The following is a 21,043-nucleotide window of genomic DNA, read 5'->3' on the forward strand; positions in this document are numbered from 1 at the left end:
GAGCCATGATCAAACTCTTCAGTTCAATACTGCTTGGGTTTTTAAGAAACCCTAAACTTGGCTCAGCAATCTCAAATGACTATGTGATTTCTCGCATGGCCACTTGTGATGCTGATAATCTTTGTGACTATCAGTCCGTACTCACAAGCACCCACACGAATTGCTTGATTCGATTTGTTAAAGAGCGTTTGGTTAAGAGCTTTTCGTCTCAACCGAGGCGCGCATTCTACGCTTCCCTCATTTGCTGTCAAGCGTTTATTTTGAAGTTTTTACAACCGATTTCTTTCGAAACCCTTCAACCTCAATAACTTACCGCTTGCCTCGAAGCGTTCATCGCTGCGAGGAGGCGAATAATACGCGCTTTGAAATCAGAGTCAACACCTTGATCTGAAAAAACTTTCTGCCGGCGTTTGTCTCCTCGCCGGCAACTAATGAAAGCGCCGCGAATCTGTAGAGAAACACCACCACGGAGCGTAGCGGCCATGAGCGATGCGCAAAGCGAGAAAACCCCGGGCCTGTCGGCGGACGAGGAGCAGGAAGTCAGCCTTAGCCAGCCGCCCCGGGCGGCAGTACTGCACGAGATCATTCGTTACCAGGGCGACCAGGAACTGGAACGTACACTCGCCGCACTGTGGTGGTCGGCACTGGCCGCAGGCTTGTCCATGGGGCTGTCGCTCATGGCCATGGGCCTGTTCTATGCCCGCCTGCCAGAGGGGGACAGCGCTCAGGTAATCGCCAGCATCGGCTACAGCGCAGGCTTCCTTGCAGTGATACTGGCGCGTCAGCAGTTGTTCACCGAAAACACCCTGACCGCCGTGTTGCCGGTAATGACCGCCCCCACCCTGGCCAACTTCGGGCGCCTGCTGCGCCTTTGGAGCGTGGTACTGCTTGGCAACCTCGCCGGCACCTTGCTGGTGGCCTGGGTAATGCTGGAACTGCCGATCTTCGACAGCAAGACCGACGTGGCCTTCCTGGAGGTGGGCCGCAAGGTCATGAAGAACGATATCAGCCAGATGTTCGCCAAAGGCATCGTATCGGGGTGGATGATCGCCACCATGGTCTGGATGATCCCGTCGATGGAACACGCCAAGATCTGGATCATCCTGATGATCACCTACCTGATGGCCCTGGGCGACTTCACCCATATCGTGGTCGGCTCGGTCGAGGTGTCCTATCTGGTCTGGGCCGGCGATGAAACCTGGCGCAGCTTCTGGCTGGAGTTCGCCCTGCCGACACTGGCGGGCAACATCATCGGCGGCAGCTTCATCTTCGGCTTGATCAGCCATGCACAGGTGCGCAGCGACAGCGGCAAACCGCCCTCACGGCTACTGAAAGAGGAACAGCCACCCTCCCCACGCCGCAACAACGGCAACAAATGAACTTCAGCGTGCCGCTACCACGCGCTCGTTCGCCTGACCGCGCTGACGCACAGGCCGCGGCTGCCACCAGTTCTGCCCGGCGTGCGGAGAGTCGAGGCTGACCCGCTCCCCCATCTGCGGCGTGCTCAGGCGCACCTGTGCCTGGTTGGCCAACGCCAGGATGCGCTCGAACGGCTCCTGCCAGCCATGCATGGACAGGTCGAAGGTGCCGTTGTGAATCGGCAACAGCCAGCGCCCGCGTAGATCCAGATGGGCCTGCAGGCTCTGCTCCGGCTGCATGTGCACATCGGGCCAGGCGACGTTGTAGGCCCCGGTCTCGATCAGGGTCAGGTCGAACGGCCCGAAGCGCTCGCCAATCTGCTTGAACCCATCGAAGTAGCCGGTATCGCCACTGAAGAATACCCGCACATCCTCGTCGACGATCACCCACGACGCCCACAAGGTCCGGTTGCTGTCCAGCAGCCCACGCCCGGAAAAGTGCTGAGCCGGGGTGGCGACAAAGCGCACACCCTCGACCTCGCTTTCCTGCCACCAGTCCAGCTGCCGCACCTTTGCCGGTGCTACGCCCCAGGTCATCAGCAGGTTGCCTACGCCCAGCGGCGCCAGGAACACACTGGTGCGCGGTGCAAGTTGGCGAATCGCCTGTTCGTCAAGATGATCGAAGTGATCGTGGGACAGTACCACCGCAGCCAACGGCGGCAACTGGTCCAGCGCCAGGGGCGGCGCATGGAAGCGCAGTGGGCCGGCCCACTGCACCGGCGAGGCGCGCTCGGCGAATACCGGGTCGGTAATAAAGAAGCGCCCGCGCAGCTTGAGCAGTACCGTGGAATGGCCCAGGCGCCAAAGGCTGCGGTCGGGCGCATCGAGCACCTGCTGGCGGGTCATGGGCTGGAGACTGACCGGTGTGGCCGGCCGGGTTTCCGGCGGTTTGCGCAGGAACAGGTACTTGAGCCCGATGCGCAGCTTCTTCAATACGCCATCCTGTGGCAACGACGCCTGATTGTGAAAGCGCCCTTCCCGCTGAGGCGCCGGCTCGCCGGCAGGGTTGGCCAAAGGGACCATCAGCAACACTCCGAGCAACAGGAAAGCCTTCATGTTACCCCACAGTGATCGGATCAACCGTGAATTGGCTTGTAAGGTCATTTTTCGTCGATGAAACACTGTTCAACAATATTCATGCGAGTTATGCGATAAACGGTGCTTCAGCAGAAGAACGATGACCAATATGGATAAACGCAGCGGCAAAGGACTTTCATTCGCCAAACGCATCTACCTGCCGCGGGTCATCGGCCTGGGGATCGGTCTGTTCAGCGTCATGGCCGCCATGGCGCCGCTGTCACCGCCCACCTGGGCATGGCTGCTGTTACTGTTCAACGGCCTGCTGTGGCCGCATGTGGCCTACCTGTGGGCCGCCCGTTCGGCCATGCCCTATCAGGCAGAACAGCGCAACCTGGTGCTGGACTCCCTGATGGGTGGGTTCTGGACCGCCGCCATGCATTTCAATCCATTGCCCAGCGTGACCGTGCTGTCGATGATGACCATGAACAACGTCGCCGCCGGCGGCAAACGCATGGTCGTTCGCGGGGTGCTGGCCCAACTGGCGGGCATGCTCGTCGCCATCCTGCTGCTGGGCCCCGGCCTGCAACTGAACGCGACGCCCCTGCAGGTCTATGCCTGCCTCCCGATGCTGACCCTCTACCCGCTGGCGCTGGGCTGGGTCTGCTACCAGTTGGCGATCAAGCTGGCCGACCACAAGCGCCGGCTGAGCACCCTGAGCCTTACCGACAGCCTGACCGGGCTGCTCAACCACGGCGCCTGGAAAGACCTGCTGCTGCTGAAGTTTCAGGCTTGCCAGCAGCAACAGGGGCACGCGGTGATTGCCCTGATCGACATCGACCACTTCAAGACCATCAACGACACCTTCGGCCACGTGGTCGGCGACTGTGTGCTGCGCCAGCTCGGCGCCGAGCTGCGGCGCAATCTGCGCGAAGGCGACCAGGCCGGGCGTTACGGTGGTGACGAATTCTGCGTGATCCTGCCGGACACCAGCGAGGCCCAAGCCTGCCAGGCCATGGAGCGCCTGCGCGAGCAGGTCGCCAGCTACCGTAACCCGCAGTTGCCGCACCTGCGCATCAGCCTGAGCATCGGCCTTTCGGCATTCGAGGCCGACCTGGAGTCACCCGAACACTGGCTCGAACAGGCGGACAAGGCGCTGTACACCGCCAAGCATGCCGGGCGCGACCAGGTCAATTTTGCCCACAGAGACGCTGCGGCGCTCAGGCTGGCCTATCCTGATTGAACCTCCTTCCTGACCAACTGGCGGGAGGCTGCCTGAAGGAGCCGCTCGCGCATGGCCAGGACCGCCAACCTTCCACCCGCCAGCCCCACACCACGCTTCCAGGTGCGTCGCCTGATTGCCGGCTTCAGCGCAGTTTTCGGTCTGGCCTGCCTGATCATCCTCGGCGCCCTGTTCAATATCGCGGGTACTCTTGACCATCAGGAACGCCAGCGCAGTGCCTCGCAGGCAACCAAGGCGCTGGAGCAACGGCTGCTCGCCTCGCGCCAGTTCCTGTCCAGCTATGCCGTGTGGGATGCTGCCTTCGAACACCTGGCGGGCCAGGCCGACTGGAAATGGGCCTACGAAGAAAAGAACGTGGGCGAGTCGCTGTACAGCGCCAGCGGCTATGAAGGGGTGTTCGTGGTGGAGGACGCTCGCACCACCTACGGTTTGTTCAAAGGCCAGCCTACCCAGGCAGCGGCCAATACCTATATTGATGCAGCGCTGCAGCCAATCATCGACCAGGCTCGGGCGGCGGCCATCCCACGTGAACAGATCACCCGTTTCGTCCTGTTCAACGGTTGGCCGGCAGTGCTCAGTGCCGCGGCGGTGCGCCCGGACCGGGATGTCACCGATAGCGAGGTGCGCCAGGCGCCGGTGATGCTGTTCGTCGACCAGCTCACCGAGGAAAAGCTGGCACAGCTGAGCAGCGGTGCCGGCCTGACCGGCATGCATGTGGAAAACGATGATGTGCGGGAGCACGGCCACCTGCGCATCGACCTCGGCGATACCGGCTACCACCTGTCCTGGAGCAGCCCGCTGCCAGGACACCAGTTGCTGCGTGCGGTGTTGCCGCCGCTGGCGGGTGCCTTGCTGATACTCGGCCTGGTCATGCTGTACCTGTTCCGCCATGCCTTGCGCAGTTCGCGGGCGATCGACCTCACGCTCGCCGATCTGCAGCAGAGCAACCAGGCCCTGGAGGCCAGCGAGCAGCGTTTTCGCGCGGTGGCCGAGTCGGCCTCCGACTGGATCTGGGAAACCGATCGGCAACAACGCCTGACCTACCTTTCGCAACGCTTCGTCAATGTCACCGGCTACCCGGTGGACGACTGGCTCGGCCACCCGCTCAATCAGTTGCTGGCCTGCGATACCACTCCGCTCTCGCCGTGGCTGGATGCCCTGGCCGCGGCCGACCCGCAACAACTGGCCAACCTGCGCTGCACCTACCGCGACCAGAATGGCCAGAACCGCTACTGCCGGATATCGGCCCGCGCCATCTGGTACGACGGCAAGCCCGTCGGTTTTCGCGGCACCGCCAGCGACATCACCGATGAAGTCGACGCTCATGCGCGCATCCAGCACCTGTCGCTGCACGACCCGCTGACTGGGCTGGCCAACCGCAACAAGCTCGCCCGGCACCTCGAGCAGGCCTTGTTGCGCGGCAGTGATTCGCCGCCACTGACCTTGCTGCTGCTGGACCTGGACAACTTCAAGCCGATCAACGACTCCCTCGGCCATGCCGCCGGTGACGCCGTGCTGCAGGAGGTAGCAACACGCCTGCGCGACAGCACCCGCGATGGCGACCTGGTCGCGCGCCTGGGCGGCGACGAGTTCCTCCTGGTGCTCGGCGGCATGGACAACCGCAGCGAGATCGACCGCTTCTGTGCGCGCCTGATCAGCCTGCTGCAACAACCGATCATCTTCGATAACCAGCCCCTGCACGTTGGCGCCAGTATCGGTGTCGCCCAGACCCGTACCCAAGGCTTCGATGCCGGCGAGCTGATCCGCTGCGCCGATATCGCCCTGTACCAGGCCAAGGCCGACGGCAAGTGCACCTGGCGCTATTTCGCTGCCGAAATGAACCAGCAGATCCAGTACCGCCGCCAACTGGAGAACGACATGCGGCGGGCCCTGCGCAACCAGGAATTCGAGCTGCACTACCAGCCGCGCTATCGCCTCAGCGACCTGCGCATCGTCGCGGTCGAGGCTTTGCTGCGCTGGCAGCACCCGCAGGAGGGGTTGCTGGGGCCGGACACCTTCATTCCGTTGGCTGAACAGAGTGACATCATTGTTGCGCTGGGCCGCTGGGTGCTGCGCGAAGCCTGCCGCACCGCCCATGACTGGCCCGCCGATGTACTGGTTTCCGTGAACCTGTCACCGGCGCAGTTCCTGCGCAGCGATGTGGTGGCCGATGTACGCGAGATCCTGCTGGAAACCGCCTTCCCTGCCCAGCGCCTGGAGCTGGAAATTACCGAAAACGTGATGCTCAATGACATCGAAGGCGCGCTGGGCACCATGCTGTCGCTCAAGGAGCTGGGCGTGCGCCTGAACATGGACGACTTCGGCACCGGCTACTCGTCGTTGGGCTACCTGCGCACCTACCCGTTCGACAGCATCAAGATCGACAAACGCTTCATCGGCGGGCTGAACAACACCGCTGGCAGCGACCGCGCCGTGGTCCAGGCCATCATCAACCTGGGCGAAGCGATGGGGCTGACGGTGACGGCCGAAGGGGTGGAGAGCGAGCAGCAGCTCAGGGCATTGCAGAAGGACCGCTGCCATGAAGTGCAGGGCTATTACCTGAGCAGGCCGCTGGACAGTGCGGGGCTCGAGGCGTTGTTGCAGCAGGCATCCCAGCGTTCGGCGCCCTAACTGTAGCGCGTGGAGGTAACTGTCTTGTCCAGGTTTGATACTTGCACACCCCCTGTGGGAGCGGGTTCACCCGCGAAGAATGCGACGCGGTATATGGCACCGGCTTCGCCGGTGTTCGCGGGTGAACCCGCTCCCACAGTGATGGTGCAGGTTTTCGGTATTCGAGCTAGGCAGTTACTCCGCTATTACAGAGCGGAATCCCGCTGCAAGCTGCGCTCTGCCACGATTTCCGGCAGGTCGCGCCGGCGCAGGTAGGTGCGCAGCGGTTCACCGATGTTCAAACGGTCATCCACATGCTGCTCCAGCAACAGCGCCAGCCGTTCGCGGCACAGGGCCATGCGCTGCCCTTGCTCGGGCCGCCAGACAAACTCGCTGCAGGGCGTGATGCTGGCGTCGGCCACGTCCATGCCGAACGAATCTTCGGAAAAACGCACGATGTGCACACCGCGCTTGCCATGAAAACCGACGAAGCCCTTGAGCTGGTCGGCAGCGTTGCAGATGTCCTGGGAAGTGATGGCCATGACGTAACCTCGCAATGAAATCGGAAGATACGCACGCCAGGCGGGGGTGGTTGCCTCTGCCGGGCAACTCGTGACTGGCAGCCTAACGCAAGCCGTCGCACAGGCGCCACGCGTTTCATCGATCAGCGTCCACCGTCGACCTGCGAATGCAGCACCTCGCCCAGCCACTGCATGAAGGCCTGCACCCGGCGTGGCACATGCCGTTGCCGGGCATATAACAATGATACTGGCATGGCCGGGGCCTGCCAGCCTTCCAGTACCGAAACCAGCTCACCGCGCTGCAGGTGCTCGGCCACGCCCACCGCCGGCACCTGGATCAACCCCAGCCCGGCCAGGCAGGCCGCCGAGTAGGCCTCGGCATTGTTGACCGTGACCACTCCGGCCATGGCCTGGAAGTGCAGTTCACCGCCCTGCAGGTATTCGAAACCGGCACTGCGCCCCCCAAGGGTGCGCACGTAATGCACCAGGTGGTGCTCGGCCAGGTCCTGCAGCGTGCGCGGCACGCCATGGCGGGCCAGGTAGGCAGGGCTGGCACAGTTGCGCATGCTCAGTTGCCCGACCGGGCGCGCCACCACGTCCAGGTCATGCAGGGCACCAATGCGCATCACACAATCGAAGCCTTCACGCAGCAGGTCGACCTGGCGGTCGGTGCAACTGAGCTCCACCTCCAGGCGCGGGAAGCGCTGCAGAAACTGCGGCAGCGCCGGGATGATGACCCGACGGGCCATCATGGTCGGCAGGTCGACCCGCAGGCGCCCGGCCAGCTCGGCATCGTCGGCGCAGAACAGGCTCTCGATCTCGTCCATGCCCGACAGCAGGTCCTTGCTGCGCTCGTACAGCAAGGCGCCATCTTGGGTTGCCTGCACCCGGCGGGTGGTGCGGTTGAACAGCTGCGTACCCAGCAAACGCTCCAGCGCCCTGACCTGCTCCGACACGGTCGAACGGGGCAGCCCCAGGCTCTCGGCAGCCAGGGTGAAACTGCTGACCTCGCTCACCCGCACAAAGGTGCGCAACAACTCCAGCTTGTTCACTTGAACCTCGTCTATCCGGTTTTACCGAACAGTATTTCCATATTTGCTGGATTTAACAGCACAACACCGACCAATAACCTGCGCTCATCAGCCCACCATGAGGTTTTCACCATGACCCGCAAGATTGCCCTGATCACTGGCGCCAGCCGCGGCCTGGGCCGCAACACTGCCGAACACCTGGCCGCACGCGGCATCGATGTCATCGGCACTTACCACAGCAAGGCCGAGGAAGCCCAGGCCGTGGCCGCGCGGCTGGAGCAGGCCGGGGTCAACGCCGCCATGTTGCAACTGGACGTCAGCGACAGCACCAGCTTTGCCGGCTTCGCCGAACGCCTGGGGGCAACCTTGCAGCAACACTTCGGTCGCGAGCGTTTCGATTTTCTGGTGAACAATGCCGGGATCGGCTTGAACGTGCCATACACCGAAACCAGCGAGGCGCAGTTCGACCAGTTGCTGAACATCCAGCTGAAAGGGCCGTTCTTCCTCACCCAGCGCCTGCTGCCGCTGCTGGTCGACAATGGCCGCATCGTCAACATTTCCACTGGCCTGGCGCGCTTTGCACTGCCGGGGTATGCCGCCTATGCCGCGATGAAGGGGGCGATGGAGGTGCTGACCCGCTACCAGGCCAAGGAACTGGGCGCGCGTGGTATTCGCGTGAATATTCTGGCGCCGGGGGCGATCGAGACGGACTTTGGCGGCGGCGTGGTGCGGGATAACCGCCAGGTGAATGAATACATTGCCGGCAACACGGCGCTGGGGCGGGTGGGCTTGCCGGATGATATCGGGGCAGCGATTGCGCTGTTGCTCGAAGATGGCAATGGCTGGATCAACGGGCAACGGCTGGAGGTTTCAGGCGGGATGTTCCTCTGAGGTCAGGTTTTCTGGGGCCGCTTTTGCGGCCCATCGCCGGCAAGCCAGCTCCCACCTCGACTGCATCGACCTCAAGCATTGTGCAGTACCTGTGGGAGCTGGCTTGCCGGCGATGAGGCCAGGACAGGCAACACAGGACAGTTGCTCCCAACACCGCATGAGCCTGGGCTGCCAGCGATCGGGCCACAGAGTAGCCACCTGCCTCATTGCTCATGCACCTGCACACTGGCCGTCATCCCCGCACTCAGGGTCACCCCCTCCGGCACCTGGTCCAGGCGGATCCTCACCGGTATCCGCTGCGCCAGGCGCACCCAGTTGAAGGTCGGTTCAACCTCCGGCAGCAACTGGCTGTCGGGGTTGCTGTTGCGGTCGGTGATACCACGGCTGATGCTCTCTACATGCCCTTGCATCGGCTCGCCTGCGCCCATCAGCCAGACCTTCACCGCATCCCCCACACGAATGCGCGGCAGCTTGGTTTCCTCGAAGTAGGCCTGGATATAGAAGGTTGAATCGTCCACCAGGGCCATCACCGATTCCCCGGTGTTCACATAGTTGCCCTCGGCCAGGCGCAGGTTGGTGATATGCCCGCTGCGCGGTGCCCGCACTTCACTGCGCGCCAGGTTGATTCTGGCAACCTGTAACTGTGCCTCGGCCTCATGCAGCTCACCGCGGGCGATGGCCGCATTGATCTGGGCGTTTTCCCGCAATTCGGCACTGATCGCCTCCGGCCCCAAGGCTGTACGCCGGGCCGCTTCACGCTCGCGCAGGCGCAGTTGCTGACTGCGGGTCTCGGTTACCGCGCTGGCCTGGTCGAAGGCCGCCTGGAAGCGTTCGCGGTCGATGCTCATCAGCAGGTCGCCGGCCTTGACCTGCTGGTTGTCACGGGCCTTCAGCTCGCGCACCCAGCCGGACACATCAGGGGCGATCACCACCACATCGGCGCGCACACGGGCATCGCGGGTCCAGGGGGTGAGCATGTAGTACTGCCACAGCTGATAGCCGGCGAACACGGCAAGGGCCACCACACACAAGGTGACCAGGGTACGTACGGCCGCACGCATCGAAACACTCCTTTATAAAGCTCCCAGCAGTCGCACCACCAGGAACAGCACACAAACGAACAACGCCGCGTCGAACAGCGCTTCATGCCAGATCCAGCGCCCCAACGGCGTGGCCTGCACCACCAGACGCAACAACCCGGTAAGCACCAGCGCCAGCAACACATAAACAAGGAAGGGGCTGAACAGCACGCCGCCCACTTCCCACTCACGCAACCCCATGGGCTTCCTCCTGCCAGTGGCACCACTTGCCCCAGCTCTTCTGCAGTTGCAGCACCGCCCCTTCGGCCAACCGCAGCGGATCGCTTGAGGGTAGACGGCGCAAGGCGCCAATGAACTGTTCGCTGGCGGCATCCAGGCGCTGACCTCGCCCGGGCGCCGGCCCCTTGGCCAGCACGGCCTCTACCTGCTGCAGGTATTCGCGCTCGGCCCGCCCCAACGGGGCTTGGGCAACCGCCAGGCACATGCGCAGGTGCACCAGTTCGTCGCCGATATCCAGGCCGTGCAGGCCGTCGTCCCAGCGCTTGCGTTCGCTCTCGGGCAGTTCGCCGGCATGCCGCGCCAGTAGCATCAGGCGGTCGGCCATGCGCCCGCCAAACCAGCTGTCAGCCCCGCGCAGGTCGCGCCGGGTCAGGCGCACCAGGTCGTTCTGGGTCGCCGCACGCAGGCGCCGTCCCAGCCAGGCCGGGTGGCGGAACACCAACAAACGGAAGGCCATCACCGCTGCCGACACACCCACGAGCATGGCCAAGGCACTGTTGAGCATGGTGGCGACGCCGAACTGCATGGCGTTGAGCGGCGACACCAGCACGATGAAATGCAGGCAATAGGAGGTAGCCGTTGCCCCGGTCCGCGGGTGAGCCATGCCCAGCGCACCAAGAAACAGCGGCACGCCCATGCCCAGGCAGAGCATGGCGAAGCTGCTCCATTGCGGCAGCAGAATCTGTCCGACCAGAAACGCCGCAGGTATCGCCAGGAAAATCCCACGCAAGAAGCTCAGGCCGATCTGCGCGCCGTTCTCGCGGCTGGCGAACAGGCTGCAGACCACGCAGGTCAGCACCAGGCCACCTGGTGCCGAAGGCCATGCGGTGGCCAGCCAGAAGCCACTCATTACCAGAAAGGCCAGCGCACTGCGTGAGCCGAACAGCAAAGCCAGCGACCAGTCGCGGTGCGCGGCCAGGCCTTGGGACACATCTTTGGGCGCCCTGCCCGCCTCCACATCGTCCAGCGCCTGGCTGGCAGCCATGGCGTAGTCCAGCAGCAGCGCCATGCGCGCCAGGCAGAAGTGCTCCGCCGGGCTGATCTGTTCATCGTGGGCAGCATCCCAGATGCGCTGGCGCAGCAACAACAGGTTCGGCTGGTCGGGCTTGCCCAGCAGTGCACGCACTTCCTCCAGCCAGGGTGCCAGGCGTTCGGCCTCGCGCTCATCAAGTTGCCGCCACTGCCGGCGCACCGAACGGGAAATGCGCAACAGCACCATCAGTTTCTGGCTCAGGCCACGAATGGCACGAGCGCGCTGGCGCCCGCGGTTGCCTTCGAACCAGGCGTGTTCGCGTTGGCTGTCGATGGCAACGATACGCCCCAGGCTTTCCAGCAGGCCTTTGCGCGCCTCGTCTTCGCCGCCCAGCATGGCACTGGCGGCCTGCAGGCCGTTCTGCCAGGCCTGGCGGGCCTGCCCGCCCAGTTGCTGCTCTACCCGCATGGGCCAGAGCAAGGCACTGCTGGCGGTGGCACAGAAGATACCCAGGCAGATCTCGGTGCAGCGCGCCACGGCTTGGTCGAACACCTGCAACGGGTGGTCGATGGCCGGCAGGGCAATGATCGCCGCGGTGTAGCCTGCCAGCACGAAGGCATAGGCCCAGGCGCTGCGCAGTTGGGTGGAGGCGGCGGTGCACAGGGCCAGCCACAGGGCCAAGGTGAGCAGGAACAGCCATGGGGTCTGGGCAAAAAGGCCGATGAACAGCACCGACGCAAACGTGCCGACCAAGGTACCGGCCAACCGCGCCAGGCCCTTCTGCACCACCATGCCCGACAACGGCTGGGCGACGATGAAGGCGGTCATCAGTGCCCAGGACGGTTGCTCAAGACCCCAGCGCATCGCCAGCCACAGCGCCAGGCCGCCACCGAGCAGCGTCTTGATGGCGAACTTGAGGGCGAGGCTGCTGGGGGCGAACAGGGCCTGGAGGGTGATGGGCACGAGACGGACCTTGCGGGGATGGTCTTGTAGAAAGATAGACAATGGGGGAAGGATAAAGCGGAAACAATTAATTAGCTAGCTAATCATCTTTGTTGTGGACAGGCCCTCCTGTGCTGCCCTCTTCGCGGGCACGCCCGCTCCCACATGGGACCGCGCACAGTCCGAATCCTGTGAAGTCATTGTGGGAGCGGGCGTGCCCGCGAAGAGGCCGGTACTGGCAACACAAAAATTGCAGGCAAAAAAAATGGGCGACCGAAGTCGCCCTAAATGCCTTGCGTGCTCGTGTACCCGGAAGCTCAGCGCGGCTTGCGCTTGTTCGAGTCCTTCCAGATGAAAATGCCCAGACCGGCAAAGAAGACGACCATCAACCCGACCGTTACCACTCCGGCGATAACCACGTTGTCGAAGAACATGCTGGCCTCCCCATTCGTTTGCCGTTGTCCGATGGGTGCAAGTTAACCAATGTGGGGGCGGGGAAAATTGATCGGTGTCAATGGTGCCCGGGGCCGGGCACGCGAGGCGGGTGCAGGGTTGACCTGCGTCAAGTTTCAGCGCTTCTTCGGCTTGCCCTTGGGCTTCTTTTTCTTGGCGGTGTTCAACGGCAGGGCCTGCTCGAACGCATTGCGCATTTCGTTCAGGCGCTTTTCCTTGAGGTCGTGGACGCGCTTGGCGCGTTCGGCATCGAAATCGATGAGGTTGTCTTGGCTCATGGGTGGGCTCGACGATCAACTGAGACTTGCATGATGAAGCCAGGCGCTGGCGCTGACCAGCCCCATGTCAGACTTCGATGTCCACCAGCAGCCCCTGGCGTACATGCTCGCCCATCAACGGCGCCACCGGCACGGTGTTGTCGGCGTTGACCTCGTCACCGGGCATCGCACTGTAGCGTTCGTCGTCGCCCTTCTGCCGGCGTTGCTGCTGGCGGCGCTGCTCGTCGCGCAGCAGCAACGCCTGCTCCTGCGGGTCACGCTGGTGCTTGAGGTCGATGGCACTTTCACCGGATGCAGGCTGCGTCGGCACCACCGGCTTGATGTCGGGGGTCGGCTTGACCGGGTCCTGTTGCGAGGTCACCGGCGCGGCACTGAGCGGAATGATCGGTGGCAGCATGGACGTTCTCCTATGCCCCCTGTATCGGCAGGCGCGGGCTTACCTTGATGGCAGGCACAACACTTATTCGGCTTCGTCGTCAGGGTCGTCGTCGCTTGGCGGGCTGGCCTCGCTCCAGGGCCGCTTGTACACCTGCTGCCAGACCGCGTCCATGTGCTCGCGCAGCACCTGCGGCGCAGCCTTGAGCGAAGCGCTGTCCTCGCGCTCACCGCCGATCGGCTCTTCACCCGCCGGGGTGATCAGCGACTGGCCGGTGATGCTGTAGCTGGCCTGCCCTTCGCGCATCTCGATGGCGATGTCGTGCGGGTCGATGCCACCGCCGCAGAAGGCGTGGCTGGCGACCGTCACCTCAGCGACGCCGTCCTTGTTCAGGTCGCCGACATCGCTTACATCGTTATAGAAGTCCACGTCCAGGTCCAGGCCCGGGCAGGTGGTTTCCTGTTCGATCTGCCAGCGCGCCTTGAACGCGTCGTTTTCGGCGGTGCGCCCGTACAGCGTGGCCTTGAGTACCACCTTGTCCACTTCCTGCTCGCTTTCCGGGTCGCTGGCCTGGCCATCGCTGCGGCTCAATACCAGCAGGCCTTCACCGTCGCGGTCACGAAAGTGCACGCTCTTGATCGGTGTCTGCACGCCCAGTACCTCGAGCTGCTCGATCGGGATGGCGGGCAAGGTCTCGAAGTTTTTCTGCTCGCAGGCGGCCAGCAGCAACAGGCTGCCCACGGCCATCGAAGTGCTGATCCAGCGGTGCTTGGCAGACATGTTGATCCGGGGCCCTCGTCGGCAGCACGGTGGGGGGCGATGAAGCGGCTAGACTGTTGCTACCTATCGCACTTCGGCACCTTTCGATGCGCTCGGCACTTTGGTCTGACCGGCCGATCCGTTAACATAACCGGCTTTTTCATCGCGGGAGTTCAGGCAGTATGGCGCAGCAGTATCAACCGGGGCAACGCTGGATCAGCGACAGCGAAGCCGAGCTCGGCCTGGGTACCATCCTGGCGCAGGATGGCCGCCTGTTGACCGTGCTCTACCCGGCCACTGGCGACACCCGCCAGTATTCCCTGCGCAATGCGCCGCTGACCCGCGTGCGCTTCTCGCCAGGTGACCAGATCACCCACTTCGAAGGCTGGAAGCTGACCGTGCGCGAGGTCGAGGACATCGACGGGCTGATGGTCTACCACGGCCTGGACGGGCAGAACCAGCCGCGCACCCTGCCGGAAACCCAGTTGTCGAACTTCATCCAGTTCCGCCTGGCCAGCGACCGCCTGTTCGCCGGGCAGATCGACCCGCTGTCGTGGTTCAGCCTGCGCTACAACACCCTGCAGCACACCAGCAAGCAGATGCAGTCGGCGCTGTGGGGCCTGGGCGGCTGCCGCGCCCAACCCATCGCCCACCAGTTGCACATCGCCCGCGAAGTCGCCGACCGCAGCGCGCCGCGCGTCTTGCTGGCCGACGAAGTGGGCCTGGGCAAAACCATCGAAGCCGGCCTGGTGATCCACCGCCAGCTGCTGTCGGGCCGCGCCAGCCGCGTTCTGATCCTGGTACCGGAAAACCTCCAGCACCAGTGGCTGGTGGAAATGCGCCGCCGCTTCAACCTGCAGGTGGCCCTGTTCGACGCCGAGCGTTTCATCGAAAGCGACGCCAGCAACCCGTTCGAGGATGCCCAGCTGGCGCTGGTGGCCCTTGAGTGGCTGGTCGACGACGAAAAGGCCCAGGACGCGCTGTTCGCCGCCGGCTGGGACCTGATGGTGGTGGACGAAGCCCACCACCTGGTCTGGCACGAAGACCAGGTCAGCGCTGAATATGGCCTGGTCGAGCAGCTGGCCCAGGTGATCCCGGGCGTGCTGCTGCTCACGGCCACCCCCGAGCAGCTCGGCCAGGACAGCCACTTCGCCCGCCTGCGCCTGCTCGACCCCAACCGTTTCCACGACCTGGCCGCCTTCCGCGCCGAGAGCGAGCACTATCGCCCGGTGGCTGAAGCCGTACAGGAACTGCTCGACGAAGGCCGCCTGTCGCCCAAGGCCCACGCCACCATCCAGGGCTTCCTGGGTGCCGAAGGCGAAGCCCTGCTGGCCGCGGTCAGCGACGGCGATACCCAGGCCAGTGCGCGCCTGATCCGTGAGCTGCTCGACCGCCACGGCACCGGCCGCGTGCTGTTCCGTAACACCCGCGCGGCGATCCAGGGCTTCCCTGAGCGCCAACTGCACCCTTACCCACTGGCCACGCCCGAGCAGTACCGCGACCTGCCAGCCGGCGAACATGCCGAGCTGTACCCGGAAGTCGCCTTCCAGGCCCAGGGCGAGGTGGCCGACGACGAGCGCTGGTGGCGTTTCGACCCGCGCGTCGACTGGCTGATCGACACCCTGAAGATGCTCAAGCGCACCAAGGTGCTGGTGATCTGCGCCCATGCCGAAACCGCGATGGACCTGGAAGACGCCCTGCGCGTGCGCTCCGGCATCCCGGCCTCGGTGTTCCATGAAGGCATGAGCATCCTCGAACGCGACCGCGCCGCCGCCTACTTCGCCGACGAAGAGTTCGGCGCGCAGGTGCTGATCTGCTCCGAGATCGGCAGCGAAGGCCGCAACTTCCAGTTTGCCCACCATCTGGTGATGTTCGACCTGCCGGCGCACCCCGACCTGCTCGAACAGCGCATCGGCCGCCTCGACCGTATCGGCCAGAAGCACACCATCCAGCTGCATATCCCGTACCTGCAGGACAGCCCGCAAGAGCGCCTGTTCCAGTGGTACCACGAAGGCCTCAACGCCTTCCTCAACACCTGCCCTACCGGCAACGCCCTGCAGCACCAGTTCGGCCCACGCCTGCTGCCGCTGCTCGAAGGTGGCGAAAGCAAGGCCTGGGAAGCCCTGGTGGCCGATGCCCGCAGCGAGCGCGAACGCCTGGAAGCCGAACTGCATACCGGCCGTGACCGCCTGCTGGAGCTCAACTCCGGCGGTGCCGGCGAAGGCCAGGCGCTGGTCGAGGACATTCTCGAACAGGACGACCAGTTCGCCCTGCCGATCTACATGGAAACCCTGTTCGACGCCTTCGGCATCGACAGCGAAGACCATTCCGAGAACGCCCTGATCCTCAAGCCGAGCGAGAAGATGCTCGACGCCAGCTTCCCGCTGGGCGACGACGAAGGCGTGACCATCACCTACGACCGTGGCCAGGCGCTGTCGCGCGAGGACATGCAGTTCCTCACCTGGGAGCACCCGATGGTGCAAGGCGGCATGGACCTGGTGCTGTCCGGCTCGATGGGCAACACCGCCGTGGCGCTGATCAAGAACAAGGCGCTCAAACCCGGCACCGTGCTGCTTGAACTGCTGTTCGTCAGCGAGGTGGTGGCACCGCGCAGCCTGCAACTGGGCCGTTACCTGCCACCGGCGGCATTGCGCTGCCTGCTCGACGCCAACGGCAACGACCTGGCGTCCCGCGTGGCCTTCGAAACCCTCAACGACCAGCTGGAAAGCGTGCCACGCGCCAGCGCCAACAAGTTCGTCCAGGCACAGCGCGACGTGCTTGCCCAGCGCATCAGCAGTGGCGAGGCCAAGGTCATGCCGGCCCACGTCGAGCGCGTGGCCGAGGCCCAGCGTCGCCTGACAGCGGAAGCCGACGAAGAACTGGCGCGTCTGGTCGCGCTGCAAGCGGTCAACCCGAGCGTGCGCGACAGCGAGATCGAAGCGCTGCGCAAGCAGCGCGAAGAGGGCCTGGCGATGCTGGAAAAGGCCGCCCTGCGCCTGGAAGCCATTCGCGTGCTGGTGGCTGGCTAATACAGGTCAGACACCGCCGCCTTTGTGGGAGCGGCCTTGTGTCGCGAAAGGGCCGCAACGCGGCCCCAGGATTGACGCGCAATAGTTGAAATTACTGGGGCTGCTTTGCAGCCCTTTCGCGACACAAGGCCGCTCCCACAGGCGGCCAATTTTCAGACCCCATTTACATATTCCAGGCTGCGATCAGGTTCATAACCAAATCGTAGGAATCAATATGCCATTATTCAGGAAGGGTTAAACACCTCTTCCTATACTGCCTCTGGACAGTCTGCACAGGGTTGTAGCGCAGACGAGTGAAAACTCGATCATGAGGCATTCCATGGAATGGCTGGGGCTGCAACTGTTCGCCGACCTGCCGGCAACCGGGCGCATCGTCATTGATTGCCGGCATGAACCGTTCCTGGTTCTGCTCGCCTACCTCGTCGCCTGTGCGGCCTGCTTCGCCACCCTGGACATGGCCGAGCGCCAATCCCACAGCGAAGACCCCACTGCGCACCGACAATGGAACATGCTCGGTGCCTGCTGCCTGGCAGGTGGCATCTGGGCCATGCACTTCATCAGCATGCTGGCCTTCCAGGCGCCAGTTGAAGTCCACTACGACGCGTCCCTGACCATCCTTTCGCTGCTCATCGCCCTGGCCGTCGCCTGGCTGGCCATGCACAGCCTCGACCGCAGCCAGATGCAAACACACCATTACCTGCAAAGTGCGGTACTGATCGGCCTGGGTATCATCGTGATGCACTTCGTGGGCATGGCCGCCCTGGAAACCGGCGCCCGCCAGTACTACCAGTCCGGCCTGCTGCTGGCCTCGGCCACCATTGCCCTGCTCACCAGCCTGACCGCGCTGTACCTGGCCCGCTACTTCCGCCATGGCAGCGGTACCCTGCACCAGGCCATGAAGTACGGCGCCAGCCTGCTGATGGCCGGCGGTATCGTCGCCACCCACTTCACCGCGATGTCGGCCATGACCCTGGTCATCCCGGCCGACACCGCCCTGCGCCTGCCCTCTGGTGACAACAGCCTGCAATTGGCGCTGGGCATCGGCTTCATCACCCTGCTGATCAGTGCTGCCAGCATCAGTACCGCGCTGGCCGACAAGAAGCTGCAAAGCAAGGAGCACGACCTGCGCCGGGTAAGCGTGCTGCTCAGCCAGCTCGACCAGGCCCGCGCGTCGCTGCAGCAGGCCGCGCACTACGATGCCCTGACCAGCCTGGTAAACCGCCGCGGTTTCAACCAGGTGTTCGCCGAACGCCTCGCCGAACACCAGGCCACGGAAAGCCACCTGGCAGTGATGTTCCTCGACATCGACCATTTCAAGCGCATCAACGACAGCCTCGGTCACGACGCCGGCGACGAACTGCTCAAGGTGATCGCCAGCCACATCAAGGCCGCCACCCGCAACCACGACCTGGTCGCACGCTTTGGCGGCGACGAGTTCTGCGTGGTAACCAGCCTCAACAACCGCGACGAAGCCCGCCACCTGGCCCAGCGCATCATGCAGAGGATGAAAGAGCCCATCAACCTGGGCGGCCGGCGCATGGTCATGACCACCAGTATCGGCATCAGCATCTTCCCCGACGACGGCACCACCGCCGAAGAGCTGCTCAAGCATGCAGACCTCGCCCTGTACCAGTCCAAGGGCAACGGGCGCAACAGCCTGAACTTCTTCAACGACAGCCTGAAGACCCAGGCCTCGATTGCCCTGCAACTGGAAGAGGAACTGCGGGTGGCCCTGCTCGAGGAGCATGGGCTGTGCGTGCACTACCAGCCGATCTTCGACCTGCGCAGCAGGCAAGTGGCCAAACTGGAGGCCCTGGTGCGCTGGCGACACCCGCAACACGGCCTGCTCGGGCCCGATCGTTTTGTCGCTATCGCCGAAGCCAACGGGCTGATCATCGACCTCGACCTGTGGGTGCTGCGCCACGCTTGCGCCGACCTGGCCTACCTGCAGCGCCACGGCCATGGCAACCTCAAGGTCACGGTCAATTGCTCGGCCGTCACCCTCAGCCACGACGAACTGCCCAACGAAGTGGAAAAGGCACTGTTCCACGCCGGTCTCGCGCCTCGGCAGCTGGAACTGGAGGTGACCGAGAACGCCCTGATGGGTGACATCCAGCGCACGGTCAACCTGCTCAAGCGCGTGCGCGCCCTGGGCGTGGCGCTGTCGATCGATGACTTCGGCACCGGCTACTCGTCACTGGCCTACCTCAAGCGCCTGCCGCTGGACGTTCTGAAGATCGACCGCAGCTTCCTGCAGGATGTGCCGGGCAGCCAGAAGGACCGCGAGATCGTCCAGGCGATCATCGTCATGGCGCATACCCTGCATCTGCAGGTGGTCAGCGAGGGCGTGGAAACCGCCGAACAGCTGGCGTTTCTCGAAGCCCACGGCTGCGACTACCTGCAGGGCTACCTGCTGGGCCGCCCGGAGCCGCTTGCCGAACTGCGCTCGCTGCTGGAGCGGCTGCAGCACCAGGGCGGTGTGTTCAGCCCTTGCTGCGATACAGCTCAACCAGGGTCGCCGGATCTTTTTGCAGGTACCCCTGGCTCGCGTGCAGGCGCATCAATTGTGCGGCAAGGCCACTGAGCGGCGTCGCCGAGCCTTGCTCGCGAGAAAACTTGACCGCGCCATCGAGGTCCTTGAGCAGCGTGCGCACGTGCCACTTGATCGGCTCGAAGCGGCTTTCGGCCATTTGCGGGGCGAGGATCTGCAACGGTTTGGAATCGGCAAAGCCGCCCGCCAGCGCTTCGGCGATCAGCGTCGCATCGACCCCGGACTGTTCAGCCAAGGCCACCACTTCGGCGATCACCAGGGCATTGCAGGCCACGATCATCTGGTTGCAGGCCTTGGTCACCTGGCCAGCGCCCACCGCCCCCATGTGCGTCACCCGCTGGCCGAGTACCTGCAGTACCGGGCGTGCCCGCTCCAGGTCGGCCGCCTCGCCACCGACCATGATCGCCAGAGTGCCGGCTTCGGCCCCCGGCGTGCCGCCGGAAACTGGCGCGTCCAGCCAGGCCATGCCGCACAGCGCTGCCAGTTCGGCGGCCATTTCACGGGTGGCGGTTGGCTCCAGGCTGGAGAAATCGATCAGCAACTGGCCGCTGCGCCCGCCCTGGGCGATGCCTTGCTCGCCGAACACCACTTCGCGGACCACGGCCGTGTCGGCCAGGCACAGCAGCAGCATGTCGCTGTCGCGGCACAGTTCGGCAGGGCTGCTGGCCAGGCGCGCGCCGGCGGCGACCAGTGCAGCGCACTTGTCCGGGCTGCGGTTCCACACGGTCAGCGGGTAGCCCGCTGCCAGCAGGCGCCGGCACATGGGCAGGCCCATCAGGCCGATGCCGGCGAATCCAAGCGAAGGTAGTGCAGTGCTCATCAATGACTCCTGACTGGTTCGAACATTACCCATGCGGGCCAGGAACCTGTAGGAGCGGCCTTGTGTCGCGATGGGCTGCACAGCAGCCCCAGATTTCCGCATCGATGCAAAAAATGCCGGGGCTGCTGTGCAGCCCATCGCGACACAAGGCCGCTCCTACAGGTTTCGCGTTGCCTGGCAGAACGGTGGGGCATTACGCATCCCGTAAACTGTTACCGCCACGCCGAATTGTTACTTCCCTCTACCCGCCTTGAGCGCCTTCGAGCACCAAAACGGGGCTGCTGCGCATTTTCGCGCACCAAAAGCGATCACGCCTCTGCCGGGGGCTTCACCTGGATCACGATGAACGGCGAAACCACCACCGCCCAGATCTCTGGATCGCGGCTTTGCAGGTCATGGGCCTGCTCGGCGGTCACCGGCCCAACAGTGCCATCACTACGCCACTTGGCGAAGATCTCGCTGCGATTCTCGGCCATCGCCTCGGCAACGGTGATCAGGTCGAGGCTCGGGTCGACCCAAATCAGGTCACCCTTGGCCCAGAAACGCTCCAGCGCTTTCCACTCGATGATTGCCGTCTCGCCAAGCAATTTGGCATAGAGGGTGCTTGTTTGATCAGTCATGGGTGGTTTCCGCAAAAATCGGCCAATAAAAAAGGTCGGCATTTTTGCAGAAAAACCCGGTTTCAAATATGTAATTTGGTCGATTGATCCCGAACTTGTGGGGCGGGGTCGCAGATGCAGGCAGTTTGATGGCGCCTTTCTGTATCTTTGTGTCGACCATGCGACAACCCAGGAAGCAGGCACTTTTCGACC

General features: G+C 63.9%; 18 protein-coding genes and 1 pseudogene. 7 read left to right on the forward strand and 12 right to left on the reverse strand.

Going from position 1 to position 21,043, the window contains the following annotated elements:
• A pseudogene (locus CAG34_RS29070) lies at nt 1-308 on the forward strand (hypothetical protein); the annotation flags it as partial.
• A 174-nt stretch (nt 309-482) separates the two neighbouring features.
• Nucleotides 483-1,379, forward strand: a complete 897-nt coding sequence (locus tag CAG34_RS11910) for a formate/nitrite transporter family protein (protein WP_085590163.1) — start codon at nt 483-485, stop codon at nt 1,377-1,379.
• Nucleotides 1,380-1,382: 3 nt separating this feature from the next.
• On the opposite strand, the gene CAG34_RS11915 is transcribed toward CAG34_RS11910, so the two are convergent.
• Nucleotides 1,383-2,474, reverse strand: a complete 1,092-nt coding sequence (locus tag CAG34_RS11915) for an MBL fold metallo-hydrolase (RefSeq protein ID WP_085590165.1) — start codon at nt 2,472-2,474, stop codon at nt 1,383-1,385.
• A gap of 130 nt (nt 2,475-2,604) precedes the next feature.
• Between CAG34_RS11915 and CAG34_RS11920 the strand changes: the two genes are divergently transcribed.
• Both CAG34_RS11920 and CAG34_RS11925 read left to right on the forward strand, forming a co-directional pair.
• Entirely contained in the window at nt 2,605-3,678 is a 1,074-nt protein-coding gene (locus tag CAG34_RS11920; RefSeq protein WP_085590387.1) for a diguanylate cyclase, read from the forward strand.
• Nucleotides 3,679-3,729: 51 nt separating this feature from the next.
• Entirely contained in the window at nt 3,730-6,309 is a 2,580-nt protein-coding gene (locus tag CAG34_RS11925; RefSeq protein ID WP_085590167.1) for an EAL domain-containing protein, read from the forward strand.
• Nucleotides 6,310-6,494: 185 nt separating this feature from the next.
• Here CAG34_RS11925 and CAG34_RS11930 read toward each other — a convergent pair whose 3' ends face one another.
• Nucleotides 6,495-6,830 carry a DUF2025 family protein gene (locus CAG34_RS11930; protein WP_013973906.1) on the reverse strand — a complete coding sequence of 112 codons (336 nt, stop codon included), beginning with the start codon at nt 6,828-6,830 and terminating at the stop codon, nt 6,495-6,497.
• A 122-nt stretch (nt 6,831-6,952) separates the two neighbouring features.
• Nucleotides 6,953-7,861, reverse strand: coding sequence for a LysR family transcriptional regulator (locus CAG34_RS11935; protein ID WP_085590170.1), 909 nt, complete (start codon nt 7,859-7,861; stop codon nt 6,953-6,955).
• Nucleotides 7,862-7,972: 111 nt separating this feature from the next.
• On the opposite strand from CAG34_RS11935, the gene CAG34_RS11940 reads away from it, so the two are divergent.
• Nucleotides 7,973-8,731, forward strand: coding sequence for an SDR family NAD(P)-dependent oxidoreductase (locus CAG34_RS11940; protein WP_085590172.1), 759 nt, complete (start codon nt 7,973-7,975; stop codon nt 8,729-8,731).
• A 203-nt stretch (nt 8,732-8,934) separates the two neighbouring features.
• Here CAG34_RS11940 and CAG34_RS11945 read toward each other — a convergent pair whose 3' ends face one another.
• The 7 genes from CAG34_RS11945 to CAG34_RS11965 form a co-directional block, all read right to left on the reverse strand.
• Nucleotides 8,935-9,792 (reverse strand): HlyD family secretion protein, encoded by an 858-nt coding sequence (locus CAG34_RS11945; protein WP_075046110.1) that lies wholly within the window; start codon nt 9,790-9,792, stop codon nt 8,935-8,937.
• Nucleotides 9,793-9,804: 12 nt separating this feature from the next.
• On the reverse strand, nt 9,805-10,011 hold the full coding sequence (locus CAG34_RS11950; protein WP_025340345.1) for a DUF1656 domain-containing protein: 207 nt from the start codon (nt 10,009-10,011) through the stop codon (nt 9,805-9,807).
• Nucleotides 9,998-11,986 carry an FUSC family protein gene (locus CAG34_RS11955; protein WP_085590174.1) on the reverse strand — a complete coding sequence of 663 codons (1,989 nt, stop codon included), beginning with the start codon at nt 11,984-11,986 and terminating at the stop codon, nt 9,998-10,000. Before CAG34_RS11955 ends, CAG34_RS11950 begins: the two co-directional genes overlap by 14 nt.
• Before the next feature lie 296 nt (nt 11,987-12,282).
• Complete coding sequence (gene ccoM / locus CAG34_RS29320) at nt 12,283-12,399, reverse strand: cytochrome c oxidase subunit CcoM (protein ID WP_025340347.1); 117 nt, start codon at nt 12,397-12,399, stop codon at nt 12,283-12,285.
• A gap of 135 nt (nt 12,400-12,534) precedes the next feature.
• Nucleotides 12,535-12,696: a hypothetical protein gene (locus tag CAG34_RS28985; RefSeq protein ID WP_075046112.1), complete on the reverse strand. Its 162-nt coding sequence runs from the start codon at nt 12,694-12,696 to the stop codon at nt 12,535-12,537.
• A 67-nt stretch (nt 12,697-12,763) separates the two neighbouring features.
• Nucleotides 12,764-13,093 carry an aspartate-semialdehyde dehydrogenase gene (locus CAG34_RS11960; protein WP_085590175.1) on the reverse strand — a complete coding sequence of 110 codons (330 nt, stop codon included), beginning with the start codon at nt 13,091-13,093 and terminating at the stop codon, nt 12,764-12,766.
• Nucleotides 13,094-13,156: 63 nt separating this feature from the next.
• On the reverse strand, nt 13,157-13,852 hold the full coding sequence (locus CAG34_RS11965; protein ID WP_025340349.1) for a M949_RS01915 family surface polysaccharide biosynthesis protein: 696 nt from the start codon (nt 13,850-13,852) through the stop codon (nt 13,157-13,159).
• Nucleotides 13,853-14,013: 161 nt separating this feature from the next.
• Between CAG34_RS11965 and rapA the strand changes: the two genes are divergently transcribed.
• Both rapA and CAG34_RS11975 read left to right on the forward strand, forming a co-directional pair.
• Nucleotides 14,014-16,860 carry an RNA polymerase-associated protein RapA gene (gene rapA, locus CAG34_RS11970; protein WP_075046115.1) on the forward strand — a complete coding sequence of 949 codons (2,847 nt, stop codon included), beginning with the start codon at nt 14,014-14,016 and terminating at the stop codon, nt 16,858-16,860.
• Between the two features lie 319 nt (nt 16,861-17,179).
• Complete coding sequence (locus CAG34_RS11975) at nt 17,180-19,444, forward strand: bifunctional diguanylate cyclase/phosphodiesterase (RefSeq protein WP_085590177.1); 2,265 nt, start codon at nt 17,180-17,182, stop codon at nt 19,442-19,444.
• Here the strand turns inward: CAG34_RS11975 and CAG34_RS11980 are convergent.
• Nucleotides 19,344-20,231: an NAD(P)-dependent oxidoreductase gene (locus CAG34_RS11980; RefSeq protein WP_085590179.1), complete on the reverse strand. Its 888-nt coding sequence runs from the start codon at nt 20,229-20,231 to the stop codon at nt 19,344-19,346. The two genes, CAG34_RS11975 and CAG34_RS11980, sit on opposite strands and share 101 nt — an antisense overlap.
• Before the next feature lie 308 nt (nt 20,232-20,539).
• Nucleotides 20,540-20,851 carry a DUF2288 domain-containing protein gene (locus CAG34_RS11985; RefSeq protein WP_085590181.1) on the reverse strand — a complete coding sequence of 104 codons (312 nt, stop codon included), beginning with the start codon at nt 20,849-20,851 and terminating at the stop codon, nt 20,540-20,542.
• Between the last annotated feature and the right edge of the window lie 192 nt (nt 20,852-21,043).

It is taken from the genome of Pseudomonas sp. B14(2017) (genome assembly GCF_002113255.1).
GTDB lineage: Bacteria > Pseudomonadota > Gammaproteobacteria > Pseudomonadales > Pseudomonadaceae > Aquipseudomonas > Aquipseudomonas putida_Z.

Excerpts from the sequence above, each read along its gene's own strand:
- CAG34_RS11910 (WP_085590163.1), top strand. The coding sequence starts at position 483 with ATGAGCGATGCGCAAAGCGAGAAAACCCCGGGCCTGTCGGCGGACGAG.
- CAG34_RS11915 (WP_085590165.1), bottom strand. The coding sequence starts at position 2,474 with ATGAAGGCTTTCCTGTTGCTCGGAGTGTTGCTGATGGTCCCTTTGGCC.
- CAG34_RS11920 (WP_085590387.1), top strand. The coding sequence starts at position 2,605 with ATGGATAAACGCAGCGGCAAAGGACTTTCATTCGCCAAACGCATCTAC.
- CAG34_RS11925 (WP_085590167.1), top strand. The coding sequence starts at position 3,730 with ATGGCCAGGACCGCCAACCTTCCACCCGCCAGCCCCACACCACGCTTC.
- CAG34_RS11930 (WP_013973906.1), bottom strand. The coding sequence starts at position 6,830 with ATGGCCATCACTTCCCAGGACATCTGCAACGCTGCCGACCAGCTCAAG.
- CAG34_RS11940 (WP_085590172.1), top strand. The coding sequence starts at position 7,973 with ATGACCCGCAAGATTGCCCTGATCACTGGCGCCAGCCGCGGCCTGGGC.
- CAG34_RS11945 (WP_075046110.1), bottom strand. The coding sequence starts at position 9,792 with ATGCGTGCGGCCGTACGTACCCTGGTCACCTTGTGTGTGGTGGCCCTT.
- CAG34_RS11950 (WP_025340345.1), bottom strand. The coding sequence starts at position 10,011 with ATGGGGTTGCGTGAGTGGGAAGTGGGCGGCGTGCTGTTCAGCCCCTTC.
- ccoM (WP_025340347.1), bottom strand. The coding sequence starts at position 12,399 with ATGTTCTTCGACAACGTGGTTATCGCCGGAGTGGTAACGGTCGGGTTG.
- CAG34_RS28985 (WP_075046112.1), bottom strand. The coding sequence starts at position 12,696 with ATGAGCCAAGACAACCTCATCGATTTCGATGCCGAACGCGCCAAGCGC.
- CAG34_RS11960 (WP_085590175.1), bottom strand. The coding sequence starts at position 13,093 with ATGCTGCCACCGATCATTCCGCTCAGTGCCGCGCCGGTGACCTCGCAA.
- CAG34_RS11965 (WP_025340349.1), bottom strand. The coding sequence starts at position 13,852 with ATGTCTGCCAAGCACCGCTGGATCAGCACTTCGATGGCCGTGGGCAGC.
- rapA (WP_075046115.1), top strand. The coding sequence starts at position 14,014 with ATGGCGCAGCAGTATCAACCGGGGCAACGCTGGATCAGCGACAGCGAA.
- CAG34_RS11975 (WP_085590177.1), top strand. The coding sequence starts at position 17,180 with ATGGAATGGCTGGGGCTGCAACTGTTCGCCGACCTGCCGGCAACCGGG.
- CAG34_RS11980 (WP_085590179.1), bottom strand. The coding sequence starts at position 20,231 with ATGAGCACTGCACTACCTTCGCTTGGATTCGCCGGCATCGGCCTGATG.
- CAG34_RS11985 (WP_085590181.1), bottom strand. The coding sequence starts at position 20,851 with ATGACTGATCAAACAAGCACCCTCTATGCCAAATTGCTTGGCGAGACG.